Origin of the sequence: Amycolatopsis sp. lyj-346 (assembly GCF_046548975.1) — a bacterium.
Classification (GTDB): Bacteria; Actinomycetota; Actinomycetes; order Mycobacteriales; family Pseudonocardiaceae; genus Amycolatopsis.
Genome location: NZ_JAJPWT010000008.1, coordinates 237919 through 253800, shown reverse-complemented (window position 1 = coordinate 253800; position 15882 = coordinate 237919). Strand labels below are relative to the sequence as shown.

General features: G+C 72.9%; 1 protein-coding gene. It reads right to left on the bottom strand.

The annotated features are described in order from the left end of the window. Window positions 1-36: 36 nt before the first annotated feature. Window positions 37-15834: a type I polyketide synthase gene (locus ACLJQE_RS24455; RefSeq protein ID WP_410641659.1), complete on the bottom strand. Its 15798-nt coding sequence runs from the start codon at window positions 15832-15834 to the stop codon at window positions 37-39. Between the last annotated feature and the right edge of the window lie 48 nt (window positions 15835-15882).

Below are 15882 nucleotides of genomic sequence, written 5' to 3'. Positions count from 1 at the left end.
GACTCCCTTGCCCGTGCCGAAGTTCGGCGCTCATTGTCAGGACGCTCCGAGTTCTTGATCGATGAACGCCAGCACTTCGTCCGCGGTCGCGGACCCCAGCTTCGCCGTGACGGTGTCGTCTTCGGTGGCGCCCGGCTGTTCGTCCCAGATGGCCAGTAGGTCCCGTAGCCGGGTGGTGATGCGGTGCCGTGCCGTGCGGTCCGGTGCCGCCGTGGCCAGCGCGGTTTCGAGGCGGTCCAGCTCGCCGAGCACCGAGACCGGCGGCGGCTCGGCACCGGAGAGCTCGGACCGCAGGAACCCGGCGAGCGCGAGCGGCGTCTGGTGGTCGAACGCCACGGTCACCGGCAACCGCAGCCCGGTGCGTGCGGCGAGCCGGTTGCGGAGGTCGACCGCCGTCAGCGACTCGAACCCGAGCTCCCGGAACTGCCGTTTCGGGCTCACCGGCTCGACCGTGCCGTACCCGAGCACTCCGGCGGCTTCGGTGCGCACCAGCGTGAGCACGGCCTTCTGCCGCTCGGCCTCGGACATCGCGGCGAGGCTCCGCCGGAACTCTTCGCCGCGGTCCCGTGCCGCCTCGTCGCCCGCCAGGAACGGCCGCGCCTCCGGGAGGTCGGCGAGCAGCGGGCTGGGCCGGGCCGCGATGAAGCCGGGCACGAACCGGTCCCACTCGACGTCGGCGATCATCGTGGCCGGCCGGCCGCGCGCGATCGTCTTCGCCAGTGCGGCGAGTGCGCCTTCGGCCGGCAGGCACGGCAGGCCGCGCCCGCGCATCCGCTCGGCGAAGGTGTCGTCCTCGAGCGCCATGCTCCCGTCCAGCCACGGACCCCACGCGACGGAGGTCGCCGTCAGCCCGCGGCCGCGCCGGTGCTCGGCGAGCGCGTCCAGGTAGGCGTTGGCCGCGGCGAAGGCGCCCTGGCCGACCCCGCCGGTCACGCCGGCGAACGCGGAGAACAGGACGAAGGCCGAAAGGTCCAGCCCGTCGGTCACCGCGTGCAGGTTCGCCGCGCCCGTCACCTTGGCGCGCAAGGCTTCTTCGAGCCGCGCCGGGGTCAGCGAGCCGAGCACGCAGTCGTCCAGGTCGCCCGCGGCGTGGACGACCGCCTCGACCCGCGGGGTCAGCCCTTCGACCAGCCCGGCCAGCGCGTCCCGGTCGGAGACGTCGCAGGCGAGCACCGAGACCTCGGTGAGCGCGGCCAGCTCGTCGCGCAGCTCCGCCGCGCCCGGGGCGTCGATCCCGCGGCGGCCGGTGAGCACCACGTGGTCCGCGCCGTTGGCCGCCAGCCACCGGGCGACCTGCCGCCCGAGCGCGCCGGTGCCACCGGTCACCAGGACGGTGCCCGACGGCGTCCAGCTGCCACCGCCGCCGTCGGACCGCGCGCGGGCCAGCCGTCGCCCGAAGATCCCGGACGACCGCACGGCGACCTGGTCCTCGTCGCTCGCCACGGCCGCGCGGACGAGGTCCGCGATGCGTTCGTCGACGACCTCGGGGAGGTCGATCAGGCCGCCCCAGCGGGTGGGGTACTCGAGTGCCGCGACCCGGCCGAGGCCCCAGACCTGGGCCTGCGCGGGGTGCGTCAGCCGGTCCGCGCCGCCGACGGAGACGGCGCCTTGGGTGACGCACCAGAGCGGAGCGGTCAGCCCGGCCTCCCCCAGCGCGCGCAGCAGCCCGGCCGTCGCGGCGACCCCGGCCGGCGACGTGCTGTCGTCCAGTCCCAGCAGCGAAACGACGGTGGTCACGTCCGCGTGGCCGTCCAGTTCGTCCGGACCGGCCACGACGACTTCCGCGCCACCGGCGCGGAGCCGGGTGATGAGCTGGTGGTCCCGATGCCGCGGGCCCGCCACGACCAGCCACGTCCCGCCTCGGGCGCGCTCGCCGGTGACCGGCGCCCATTCGGCCCGGTAGCACCAGGAGTCCACTGTGGAGTCCGCGCGCCGCTGCCGCCGCCAGGACGACAGCATCGGCAGCACGGTGCCCAGCGCGGCCAGCTCGCCGGCGTCCCCGGAGTCGAGCGTCCGGGTCAGCGTGTCCAGGTCGCCCTGGTCGACCGCGTCCCAGAACCGGGCTTCGAGCGGATCCGCGCCGTCGCCGGGGAGGTACGCCGCGGTCTCCAGCCAGTAGCGCTCGTGCTGGAAGGCGTAGGTCGGCAGGTCGACGTGCCTGCCGTGGCCGAGGGTTTTCCAGTCCGGGCTGACGCCGTGGGTGTGGGCGTGCGCCACCGCGGTGAGGAACTGGGTGGCCTCGTCACGGTCACGCTGCAACGTCCCCAACGCGACCGCGTCGCTGCCGGCGGCGTCGAAGGTGTCGTTCAGCGCCATCGTCAGCACCGGATGCGGACTCATCTCCAGGAACACCGTGTGCCCCTGACCCAGCAATGCCTCCGTCGCATTGTGGAACAGCACCGGGTTGCGCAGATTCCGGTACCAATAGCCCGCGTCGAGCTCAACGGTGTCGAGCAAGTCCCCGGTCAACGTCGAGTAAAACGGCACCGCCCCGGCCTGGGGGCTGATCCCCGTCAACACGGTGTCGAGCTCCTTCTCCAGCTCCTCCACCTGCACCGAGTGCGACGCATAATCCACCGCGATCCGCTTCGCACGCACACCACGCTCGTCACACCACGCCAGGAGCTTCTCCACCCCGGCCGGATCCGCCGACACCACCACCGACCCAGGACCATTGACCGCCGCAACCGCAACCCAGTCCGGGACTTCATCGGCCGGCAACGCCACCGACACCATCCCGCCACCACCAGCGAGCGCACGAATCGCCAACGACCGCAACGCAACCACCTTCGCGCCATCGTCCAGCGACAACGCACCCGCCACACACGCCGCAGCAATCTCACCCTGCGAATGCCCCACAACAGCGCCCGGCTCCACCCCACACGCCTGCCAGAGACGGGCCAGCGACACCATCACCGCCCACAACACCGGCTGCACCACATCAACCCGCGCCAGCATCTCCGAATCAGCGAGCACCTCGGTCAGCGACCACGGCACCCACGTCGACAGCGCCTGCTCACACTCGGCCATCGCCGCGGCGAACACCGGAGACGACTCGAGCAACCCCGTCGCCATGCCGACCCACTGCGCACCCTGACCCGGGAACACGAACACCGGCCGCACCGACTGCGGCGCAGTCCCCCGCACCACACCCGGCACCGCCCGGTCGTCACGGATCGCCTCCAGCCCAGCGCGAACCCCGTCCCGATCCCCGGCGACGATCGCGGCCCGGAATTCAAACTGCGAACGGCGGGTGGCCAGCGAGTACGCCACGTCGTCGAGGTCCGCACCGTCCACGGAGGACAGCAGTTTCGCGGCCTGCGCAGCCAGCGCCTTCTCGGTCTTGGCCGAAAGCACCCAAGGCAGTCCGACGGCGCCGAGCGAACCTTCCGCGGTCCGCGGGGTCTCCTGCACCGGGGGCGCCTGTTCGAGGATGACGTGGGCGTTGGTGCCGCTGATGCCGAACGAGGACACCGCGGCCCGGCGCGGCTCGCCGGTCTCGGGCCACGCCCGCTGCTCGGTCAGCAGCTCGACCGCGCCGGCCGACCAGTCCACATGAGACGATGGCCGGTCGACGTGCAGTGTCCGCGGCAGCACACCGTGGCGCATCGCCTGCACCACCTTGATCACCCCGGCCACCCCGGCGGCGGACTGGGTGTGGCCGATGTTCGACTTGATCGACCCCAGCCACAGCGGCCGTTCCCGGTCCTGGCCGTAGGTCGCCAGCAGCGCCTGGGCTTCGATCGGGTCGCCCAGCGTCGTCCCGGTGCCGTGCGCTTCGACCGCGTCGACCTGCCGCGGAGACAACCCCGCGTTCGCCAGCGCCGCCCGGATCACGCGCTGCTGTGAGGGTCCGTTCGGAGCGGTCAAGCCGTTGGAGGCGCCGTCCTGGTTGATCGCCGAACCCCGCACCACGGCCAGCACGCGGTGCCCGAGCCGGTGCGCGTCGGACAGCCGCTCGACCAGCAGCATCCCCGCGCCTTCGGACCAGCCGGTGCCGTCCGCGGCGTCCGCGAACGCCTTGCACCGGCCGTCCGCGGCCAGCCCCCGCTGCCGGTTGAACTCGCTGAAGATCCCCGGATTGGCCAGGACCGTGACGCCGCCCGCCAACGCCAAGCTGCACTCACCGGATCGCAGCGCCTGCGCGGCCAGGTGCAACGCCACCAGCGACGACGAACACGCCGTGTCCACCGTCACCGCCGGGCCCTCCAGCCCTAACGTGTATGCCACCCGCCCCGAGACGACGCTCGTGGCGCCGCCGGTGAGCACGTGCCCCTCGACACCTTCGGGCAGCTCCATCCCGGCGCCGTACGCGGACGACGCCGTGCCGGCGAACACGCCGACCGGGCCGCCACGCACTCCGGCCGGGTCGATGCCGGCGTCCTCGAACGCCTCCCACGACGTCTCCAGCAGCAACCGCTGCTGCGGGTCCATCGCCAGCGCCTCACGCGGGCTGATCCCGAAGAACCCCGGGTCGAACTCCCCCGCGGGATAGACGAAGCCGCCCTCCACCGGGCCCTCGGCGCCGTCGGAGTACACCCGGTCCAGGTCCCAGCCGCGATCGGCCGGGAACGCCCCGATCCCGTCGCCACCGGAGGCCACCAGGTCCCACAGCTGCCGCGGCGACCCCGCGCCACCCGGGAACCGGCAGGCCATCCCGACGATCGCGATCGGCTCACCCGGGTCCGCCACGGACGCCACCGCCGCGGCCACGGCCGGCTGGGTCTGCAGCAGCTCGTCCAGCACGAACCGCGCCAGCACCGCCGGGGTCGGGTAGTCGAACACCGCCGTCGACGGCAGCCGCAACCCGGTCACGGCCGTCAACCGGTTCCGCAGCTCCACCGCGGTCAGCGAGTCGAACCCCAGGTCCTTGAACGACCGGGACGCCGCCACGCTGCCGGCACCGGCGTGCCCGAGCACCGCGGCCACCTGGCCACGCAGCACTTCCAGCACCAGCGACGCGCGGTCGTCTTCGGCTGCCGCCTGCACCTGCCGCACCAGGGCCGGGGATCCCGCGCCGCGGCCCGCACTCCGGCGGACGCCGGTGCGGACCAAGCCCCGCAGCAACGGCGCCAACCCGGCCGACACCGCCTGCGCCCGCAGGACTCCCAGGTCCCACAGCACCGGAACCACCGCGGGGTGCCCCAGTCCCAGCGCCGCGTCGAACAGGGCCACGCCTTGCTCTCCGGAGAGCGTCACCATGCCCGAACGCCCGATCCGGCCCGCGTCCACCGAACCCAGCGCGCCCAGCATCCCGTCCGGCGACGCCCACGGGCCCCACGCCAGCGAGAGTCCCGGCAGGCCCTGCGCCACCCGATACTGCGCAAAAGCGTCCAGGAAAGCGTTTGCGGCGGCGTAGTTGCCCTGCCCCGCCGACCCGATGATCCCGGCCACCGACGAGAACATCACGAACATCGACAGGTCCATCCCCGCCGTCAGCTCGTGCAGGTTCACCACCGCGTCGACCTTGGCGCGCAGCACCGCATCCACCTGCGCAGGCGACAACGACGACACCACCCCGTCGTCCACCACGCCGGCCAGGTGCACCACACCCGTCAACCGGCCGCGCACCACACCGGACAGGGCGGCCCGGTCGGCGACGTCACACGCCGCCACCTCCACCGCCACCCCCGAGTCCCTCAGCTCGGCCACGAAATCTTCGGCGCCCGCCTCACCGCGGCGGGAGACCAGCAGCAGCCGGCGCACCCCGGTCCCGGCCAGGTGCCGCACCACCATCCGGCCCACGCCACCAGAGAACCCCGACACCAGCACCGTGCCTTCGGGGTCCACGACGGGCGCGGCCGCGGACGGCCCGGCGAAGGCGCGGGTCAGCCGGGGCACCAGCACCTGCCCGGCCCGGATCGCCAGCTGGGGCTCGCCGGTGGCGAGCGCGGCCGCGAGCGCGTCCCGGGACGCTACGGTGTCGTCGCTGTCGACCAGGACGACGCGGTGCGGGTTTTCCGACTGCGCCGCCCGCGCCAGGCCCCAGATCGCGGCGCCGGCGGGGTCGGTCAGCTCCTCCGGCGCCCCGGTGCCGACCGCGCCGCGAGTCCGCAGCACGAGGGCGGTGTCGCCGAGGCGGTCGTCGGTGAGCCACGACTGCAGCAGCGCCAGCGTTTCCTTCACGCGGTGGTGCGCGTCGACGCTCAGGTCGTCACTTCGCGAGGTGGCGGGGACCAGCGCGAACTCCGGCGCCCGGTCGCCGATCGCCTCGGCCAGGGTGTCCGGGTCCGCGAGCGCGCGCTCGTCGAGCACAAGGCAGTCGACGGTCTCCCCCGGCACTGGCACCGGGGTCCAGCCGATCCGCAGCAGCGCGTGCTGGTCCGCCGTGCCTTCGCGGAGCTGGTCCGCCGAGAACGCCCGCGTCACCACCGAGTCCGCCGACGCCACCGGAGCGCCGGCGCCGTCGGCCAGCAGCACCGAGACGCCGGGGCCGGCGGGGGTGATCCGCACCCGCAGCGTCGAAGCCGCGACGGCGGACAGGGACACGCCGGTCCAGGAGACCGGAACACCGGCGGTGGCAGCCGGGAGCAGGCTCCTGGCGTGCACCGCCGCGTCGAGCAGCGCCGGGTGGATGCCGAACCCGCCGGACTCGGCCTGCTCCGGGAGGACGACTTCCGCGTAGACGACGGATCCGACCCGCCAAGCGGCGCGCAGGCCCTGGAACACCGGGCCGTATTCGTACCCGAAGCCGGCCAGTTCCGCGTACACCCCGCCGACGTCGGCGGGCACCGCGTCCGGGGGCGGCCATTCGGCCAGCGAGTCCTCGGTGCCGGGCCGGGTCGCCGACAACACGCCGGTGGCGTGCGGAGCCCATTCGCCGTCGGCGTCCGCGCCGTCCCGGGAGTACACCACGATCGTCCGGCGGCCGTCCGGTCCGAGGGCGGACACCGAGACCTGGATCGCGACCCCGCCCCGTTCCGGGAGCACGAGCGGCGCGTCGGCGACGAGTTCCTCGACCACCTCGCACCCGACCCGTTCCCCGACGTGCAGCGCGGCTTCGACGAACACCGAGCTGGGCACGACAACCGCGCCGGAGACGACGTGGCCGGCCAGCCACGGGTGACTGTCCGGCGACAGCCGCCCGGTGAACAGGAACTCGTCCGCCCCGGCGAGGTTCACCCCCGCGCCGAGCACGGGATGTTCACCCGCCACCATGCCGAACTGCGTGGCGTCGCCGCCGACGCCCGGTCCGGAGAGCCAGAAGTGCTCGTGCTGGAAGGCGTAGGTGGGCAGCTCCACCCGCGACCCACCGGTCACGAACGGCGCCCAATCCACCGTGGCGCCACGCACATACGCCCCCGCCAGCGCGGTGACCAACGTCCGGACCTCGTCACGGTCCTTGCGCAGGGCGGGCAGGAACACCGCATCGACAGCCGTGTCAGCACCCATCGCCGACAACGAGCCCCCAGGCCCCAGCTCCAGATACGTCCGAACACCCAACTCGTGCAAAGTGCTTACCGCGTCACCGAACCGGACCGTCCGACGAACCTGCTCAACCCAGTACCCGGGCTCGGAGAGATCAGCGAGCTGCCCGGTCACCGTCGACACAACCGGCGTCGACGGCTCCCCGAACTCCACGCCCTCGAGGACCTGCCGGAACTCGGCCAGCATCGGCTCCATCAACACCGAATGGAACGCATGGCTGACCCGCAACATGCTCGTCTTCACACCGGCCGCGGCGAAGCGCGCGACTACGGCCTCCACCTCGGCCTGCGCCCCGGAGACCACCACCGAGGTCGGCCCGTTGACCGCAGCCACCTCGACACCCGCCGCGGCCACCTCAGCCTCGGTGGCTTGAATCGACGCCATCGCCCCGCCCGAAGGCAGAGCCTGCATCAACCGACCCCGCGCCGCCACCACCCGAGCGGCGTCCGGCAGGGACCACACACCGGCCACATGAGCCGCAGCCAACTCACCAATCGAATGTCCAGCCAAGTAATCCGCGCCGACACCCCACGAAGACACCAGCCGGTACAAGGCAACTTCCACCGCGAACAACCCGGCCTGGGCATAAACAGTCTGGTCCAGCAGCGCACCATCGCCGAACACGACATCCCGCACACCACGCTCGAGATGCCGGTCCAGTTCCGCACAGACAGCGTCGAAAGCCTCGGCGAACACCGGGAACGTCTCATACAGCTCCCGGCCCATCCCCACCCGCTGCGATCCCTGACCGGAGAACAACACCCCGAGCCCACCGGACGCCACCGAACCCGACGCGATCTCGTCGCCGTCCAGCAGCACCGCGCGGTGATCGAACACCGACCGTCCCGTCAGCAACGAATACCCGACATCCACCGGCGACTGCGAGGCACCGAAGGACCGCAGCCGCTCGACCTGCGCGGCCAGAGCTTCGTCGCTCCGGGCGGACACCACCCACGGCACCACCGGCGAAACCACTGCGGCGGGCGCGGTTTCCGCCACCGGCGGCGCCTGCTCCAGGATGACGTGCGCGTTGGTGCCACTGATCCCGAACGACGACACACCAGCCCGCCGCGGAGCCCCGGTCTCCGGCCACTCCCGCTGCTCCGTGAGCAGCTCGACCGCACCGGCTTCCCAGTCCACCTGGGACGAAGGCGCGTCCACGTGCAACGTCCGCGGCAGCACACCGTGCCGCATCGCCTGCACCATCTTGATGATCCCCGCGACACCGGCAGCCGCCTGCGCATGCCCGATGTTCGACTTGATCGAGCCGAGCCACAGCGGCCGTTCCCGGTCCTGGCCGTAGGTCGCCAGCAGCGCCTGGGCTTCGATCGGGTCGCCCAGCGTCGTCCCGGTGCCGTGGGCTTCGACGGCGTCGACCTGGTGCGGAGACAACCCCGCGTTCGCCAGCGCCGCCCGGATCACGCGCTGCTGTGACGGCCCGTTCGGCGCCGTCAGGCCGTTGGACGCACCGTCCTGGTTGACGGCGGAACCCCGCACCACCGCGAGGATCGGGTGCCCGAGCCGGTGCGCGTCGGACAGCCGCTCGACCAGCAGCACCCCGGCGCCTTCGGACCAGCCGGTGCCGTCGGCGGTGTCGGCGAACGACTTGCACCGGCCGTCACCCGCCAGGCCCCGTTGCCGGCTGAACTCGCTGAAGATGCTGGGCGTGGCCATCACCGTGACGCCGCCGGCGAGCGCCAGCGTGCATTCACCCGACCGCAGCGCCTGCGCGGCCAGGTGCAGCGCCACCAATGACGACGAGCACGCCGTGTCGACGGTCACCGCCGGGCCCTCGAGCCCGAAGGTGTACGCGACCCGCCCCGAAATGACGCTCGTGGCGCCGCCGGTGAGCACGTGCCCCTCGACACCGTCGGGCAGCTTCATCCCGGCGCCGTAACCCGAGGACGCCGTGCCCGCGAACACCCCGACCTGCTCCCCACGCACCCGCGCCGGGTCGATGCCCGCGTTCTCGAACGCTTCCCACGACGTCTCCAGCAACAGCCGCTGCTGCGGGTCCATCGCGAGCGCTTCGCGCGGGGAAATACCGAAGAAGCCGGGATCGAACGCGCCGGCCGCTTCGACGAAGCCGCCTTCGACCGTGGTCGACCCGCCGTCGGCGGAGTACAACCGGTCCAGGTGCCAGCCGCGGTCGGCCGGGAACGCCCCGATTCCGTCCCCGCCCGTGGCCACGAGGTCCCACAGCTGCCGGGGCGAACCGACCCCGCCCGGCAGGCGGCAGCCCATGCCGATGATGGCGATCGGTTCGTCCGCACGCACGCTCGCCGTCGCCGTCGTGACCACCGGCTGGGTCTGCAGCAGCTCGGCCAGCACGAACCGCGCCAGCACCGCCGGGTTCGGGTAGTCGAACACCGCCGTCGCGGGCAGGCGCAGCCCGGTCGCGGCGGTCAACCGGTTCCGCAGCTCCACCGCCGTCAGGGAGTCGAACCCCAGGTCCTTGAACGGGCGGCTCTCCGGCACGCTGCCGGCGCCCGCGTGCCCGAGCACGGCCGCGACCTGCGTGCGCACCAGCTCCAGCACCATCGCGGTCCGGTCCCGCTCCGCCGCGGCCTGCAGCTGCCGCACCAGCGCCGACGACCCCGCACCCCGCCCGGCGCTCCGGCGCGCACCGGTGCGGACCAGACCCCGCAACACGGGCGCCAACGCCGACGCCGCGGAATGGGCCCGCAGCACGCCCAGGTCCCACCGCACCGGGGCCAGTACCGGGTGGGCCGACCGCAGTGCCGCGTCGAACAACGCGACACCCTGCTCCGCGGAGAGCGTCACCATGCCCGAACGCCCGATCCGGCCCGCGTCCACCGAACCCAGCGTCCCCAGCATCCCGTCCGGCGACGCCCACGGGCCCCAGGCCAGCGACGCCGCGGGCAGCCCGCGTGCCGTCCGGTACTGCGCGAAGGCGTCCAGGAAAGCGTTTGCGGCCGCGTAGTTGCCCTGGCCCGCCGACCCGATGATCCCGGCCACCGAGGAGAACATCACGAACATCGACAGGTCCATCCCCGCCGTCAGCTCGTGCAGGTTCACCACCGCGTCGACCTTGGCGCGCAGCACCGCATCCACCTGCGCGGGCGACAAGGACGACACCACTCCGTCGTCCACCACGCCGGCCAGGTGCACCACACCCGTCAGCCGGGCGCCCAGCCCCGCGACGACGGCTGCCACCGCGGCCCGGTCGGCGACGTCGCACGCCGCCACCTCCACCGCCACCCCCGAGGCGCGCAACTCGGCCACGAAGTCTTCGGCGCCCGCCTCACCGCGGCGGGACAGCAGCACGAGCCGCCGCACCCCCGACCCGGCCAGGTGCCGCACCACGGCCCGGCCCACGCCACCCGAAAAGCCCGACACCAACACGGTGCCGTGCCGCGGTTCCGGTTCGGGCACCGTCAGCACGACCTTGCCGACGTGCTTGGCCTTGGCGAGGAACCGGAACGCGTCGGGCGCGCGGCGCACGTCCCAGACCCGGACCGGCAGCGGGCGCAGGGCGCCGCTGTCGAACAGTTCGAGCACGGCGGCCAGCAGTTCGGCGATGCGGTCCGGGCCCGCCTCGATCAGGTCGAACGCCTGGTAGCCGACGCCGGGATGGGTGGCCTTGAGCTTGGCGGGGTCCCGGAGGTCGACCTTGCCCATCTCGACGAAGCGGCCACCGACCGGCAGCAGGCCGAGGGAGGCGTCGACGAAATGACCGGTGAGCGAGTTCAGCACGACGTCGACGCCGCTGCCCCCGCTGGTGTCGAGGAACTTGTGCCGGAACTCGAAGGTTCGCGAGGACGCGAGGTGCTCGTCGTCGACGCCGAGCCCGCGGACGGTGTCCCACTTGGCGGGGGCGGCCGTGCCGTACACGGTCGCGCCGAGGTGGTGCGCCACCTGGACCGCCGCCATGCCGACTCCGCCGGCCGCGGCGTGCACCAGCACCGACTCGCCGGCTTTCAGGCCGGCCAGGTCGACCAGGGCGTAGTACGCGGTCATGAACACGATCGGCGCGGCGGCGGCGTCCACGAAGGACCAGCCGGCCGGGATCCGCGCCAGCAGCCGGTGGTCGGTCACCGCGATCGGGCCGAAGCCGCCGGTGACCAGGCCCATCACCCGGTCGCCGGGCGCCAGGCGGGTCACTCCGGCGCCGACCTCGAGCACCACGCCCGCGCTCTCGATGCCCATCATCGCGTCGCCGGGGTAGACCCCCAGCGCGATCAGGACGTCGCGGAAGTTCACGCCGGTCGCCCGCACGCCCACCCGGACCATGCCCGGGCCCGGCGGCGCCGCCGCCTCGGGCGACTCCACGAGGGCGAGGTTCCCGAACGTCCCCTTCTCCGTGCTGTCCAGCCGCCACGGCACCGGGCCCGAAGGCGCCCGCAGGCCGTCGTCCGCGGCAACCGTGCGGAAGCGGGGCACGAACAGCTCACCCGCCCGGACGGCCACCTGCTGCTCTTCGAGCGAAGCCGCGGCCAGGACGGCCGGCACCGACTCGGCGGCGCTGTCCACGTCCACCACGACGATCCGGCCCGGGTTCTCCGCCTGGGCCGACCGCAGGAGCGCCGACGCCGACGCGGCGGGAAGATCGGTCAGGTCGTCACCGTCGACGGCGAGCACCGCGCCGGAGGTGACAAAGCCCAGCCGCGCCCCGGCGAACCGGTCGTCGGCCAGCCAGGTCCGCACCAGGGCCAGCGCTTCGTGGACGGCGGCGTGCGTGCCCTCGGCGAGGTCTCCGTCCGGGGCGCCGAACGCGACGAGGACGAGCTCGGGCACCTCGGGCACGGCGGCCAGGCCGGGGTAGGACGGCAGGCCGAGCGGTGCCAGCCAGGCCGGCTCACCGAGCACCACGCAGCTCTCGCCGCCGTCGTTCTCCGGGGTGGGCGCCGCCGACCACACGACCCGGTAGAGGGAGTCCTCCCCCGCCCGTGCGGCGGCGCCGCGGAGGCCCTCGGCCGAAGCGGGACGCAGCACCAGCGAAGCCACCGAGGCCACCGGGTCCCCGGCGCCGTCCGCGACGAGGACGGACACCCCGGAGCCGGCCGGCGTGATCCGCACCCGAACCGCGGTGGCGCCGACCGCGGTCAGCGAAACCCCGGTCCACGCGAACGGCAGCCCGGCCCCGCCCGGCTGCTCGTCGCCTTCCGGCGTGGCCAGCCCCATCGGGTGCAGCACCGCGTCGAGCAGCGCCGGGTGGATGCCGAAGCCCTCGACGTCCACGGATTCCGGGAGCGCCACCTCCGCGAAGATCTCCTCACCGCGGCGCCACCCGGCCCGCAGGCCCCGGAACACCGGGCCGTAGCCGTAGCCGAGCTCGGCCAGCCGGTCGTAGAAGCCGTCGACGCCGACCGCGACGGCGTCGCGCGGCGGCCACTCGGCGAGCGATTCCGCCGAGGCCGGCTCGCCGGCGCCGAGCACGCCGGTCGCGTGCTGCGTCCAGTCGCCGTCTTCGTCACCCGCGGCGCGGGAGTACACGCTCACCGTGCGCCGCCCGGATTCGTCGGCGGCGGCGACGGCGACCTGCAGCGTGACCTTGTCGTCCTGGTCGAGCACCAGGGGCGTCTGCAGGGTGAGCTCTTCGACGACGGGGCAGCCCGCCTGCTCACCGGCGTGCAGGGCGAGGTCGACGAACGCGGTGCCGGGCAGCAGGACGGTGTCCAGCACGACGTGGTCGGCCAGCCACGGGTGCGACCGCGTCGACAGGAGGCTGGTCAGCACCAGCCCGTCACCTTCGGCCAGCGACACCGCGGCGCCGAGCAGGGGGTGGTCGACCGGGCGGAGGCCCAGCCCGGTCGCGTCCCCCAGCCACCCGGCGGGCTCCGAGGGCCAGAAGTGCTCGTGCTGGAAGGCGTAGGTGGGCAGCTCGACCCGCGACCCACCGGCCACGAACGGCGCCCAATCCACTTCGATGCCTCGCACGTAGACGCCCGCCAGCGCGGTGACCAACGTCCGGACCTCGTCACGGTCCTTGCGCAACACCGGAAGGAACACGGCCTCGGAAGCGATGTCGGCACCCATCGCCGACAACGAGCCGCCAGGCCCCAGCTCCAGATACGTCCGAACACCCAGCTCGGCCAGAGTGCTTACGGCATCACCGAACCGGACGGTCCGACGCACCTGCTCCACCCAGTACTCCGGCTCCGCGAGATCGGCGATCTGCCCGGTCACCGTCGACACGATCGGCGTCGACGGCTCCCCGAACTCGACCGTCTCCAGCACCCGGCGGAACTCGGCCAGCATCGGGTCCATCAACGCCGAATGGAACGCATGACTGACCCGCAACATCGTCGTCTTCACGCCCGCATCGGCGAAGCGCGCGACTACAGCCTCCACCTCGGCCTGCGGCCCGGACACCACCACCGACGTGGGCCCGTTGACCGCCGCCACCTGACCACCGGCAGCGACGACCTCGGCTTCGGAAGCCTGGATCGACGCCATCACCCCACCCGAAGGCAAGGCCTGCATCAGCCGACCGCGTGCCGCGACCACCCGGGCCGCGTCCGCCAGGGACCACACCCCGGCAACATGAGCCGCGGCCAACTCACCGATGGAGTGCCCCGCAAGGTAGTCCGCGCTGACACCCCACGAGGACACCAGCCGGTACAAGGCAACTTCGACCGCGAACAACCCGGCCTGCGTGTACACCGTCTGATCCAGGGAGTCGCCGTCGCCGAACACGACATCCCGCACCCCACGGTCGAGATGCTTGTCCAGTTCCGCACAGACAGCGTCGAAGGCCTCGGCGAACACCGGGCACGCCTCATACAGCTCCCGGCCCATCCCGGCCCGCTGCGATCCTTGACCGGAGAACAACACCCCGAGCCCGCCGGAGACCACCGAACCGGTGGCGATCTCGGTGCCATCGAGCAGCAGCACGGCCCGGTGGTCGAAGAGCGCCCGTCCCGTCAGAAGCGAGTACCCGACGTCCACCGGCGACTGGGCATCGACGAAGGAACGCAGCCGCTCAACTTGCGCCACCAGCGCCGCCTCACTCCGGGCGGACACCACCCACGGCACCACCGGCGAAACCACTGCGGGGGGCGGGGTTTCCGTCATCGGCGGCGCCTGCTCCAAGATCACGTGCGCGTTGGTGCCACTGATCCCGAACGACGACACACCAGCCCGCCGCGGCTGCCCAGTCTCCGGCCACTCCCGCTGCTCGGTCAGCAACTCCACCGCACCAGCCGACCAGTCCACATGGGACGAAGGCGCGTCCACATGCAACGTCCGCGGCAACACACCATGCCGCATCGCCTGCACCATCTTGATCACACCAGCCACACCCGCCGCGGACTGCGTGTGCCCAATGTTCGACTTGATCGACCCCAGCCACAACGGCCGCACCCGGTCCTGGCCGTAGGTCGCCAGCAACGCCTGAGCCTCGATCGGGTCACCGAGAGTGGTCCCAGTGCCGTGCGCCTCGACGGCGTCGACCTGATCCGCCGACAACCGCGCACTCGCCAACGCCGCCCGGATGACCCGCTGCTGTGAAGGACCATTGGGCGCCGTCAGGCCGTTGGACGCGCCGTCCTGGTTGACGGCCGACCCCCGCACCACGGCCAAAACCGGGTGCCCGAGCCGTTGCGCGTCGGAAAGGCGCTCGACGAGCAGGATGCCGACGCCTTCGCCCCACCCGGTGCCGTCGGCGGCCTCGGCGAACGCCTTGCACCGGCCGTCACCGGCCAGGCCGCGCTGACGGCTGAACTCGATGAAGTTGCCGGGCGTCGCCATGACGGTGACCCCACCGGCCAGCGCCATCGTGCATTCACCGCCACGCAGGGCCTGCACCGCCAGGTGCAGCGCCACCAGCGACGACGAGCACGCCGTGTCCACGGTCACCGCCGGCCCTTCCAGGCCGAGGCTGTAGGCGACGCGCCCCGACAGCACCGAAGTCACGTCGCCGGTGAGGCCGTAGCCCTCGGTGCCCTCGGACCGGCCCGCGCCGACGCCGTACCCCTGCGTGGACCCGCCGATGAACACACCGGTCGAGCTGCCGCGCATCACCCGCGGGTTGATCCCGGCCCGCTCGAACGCCTCCCACGACGCCTCCAGCAGCAACCGCTGCTGCGGGTCCATCGCCAGCGCCTCACGCGGCGAGATCCCGAAGAAGCCGGGGTCGAACCGGGCGGCGTCGTGCAGGAAACCGCCTTCCGGCGTGATCTCCTGGTCCGTGTCCGCCGTCCGGTGCCCGCTGATGTCCCAGCCGCGGTCGGCCGGGAACCCGGAGATCGCGTCGGTGCCCGTCTCCAGCAGCCGCCACAGGTCGTCGGCCGACCGGACGTCACCGGGGTAGGCGCAGCTGATCGACACGATCGCGATCGGCTCCGGCTCGCCCGACTCCGCGTTGCGAAGGCGCTGACGAGTCTGCTGCAACTCGGAGATCACCCGCGTGAGGTATTCCCTCAGCTTGCCTTCATCCGACATCGACGCACCGCTCCGCTCGACCATTGAAAAACCGTTCTTGCCCGTGTG

Excerpts from the sequence above, each read along its gene's own strand:
- ACLJQE_RS24455 (WP_410641659.1), bottom strand. The coding sequence starts at position 15,834 with ATGTCGGATGAAGGCAAGCTGAGGGAATACCTCACGCGGGTGATCTCC.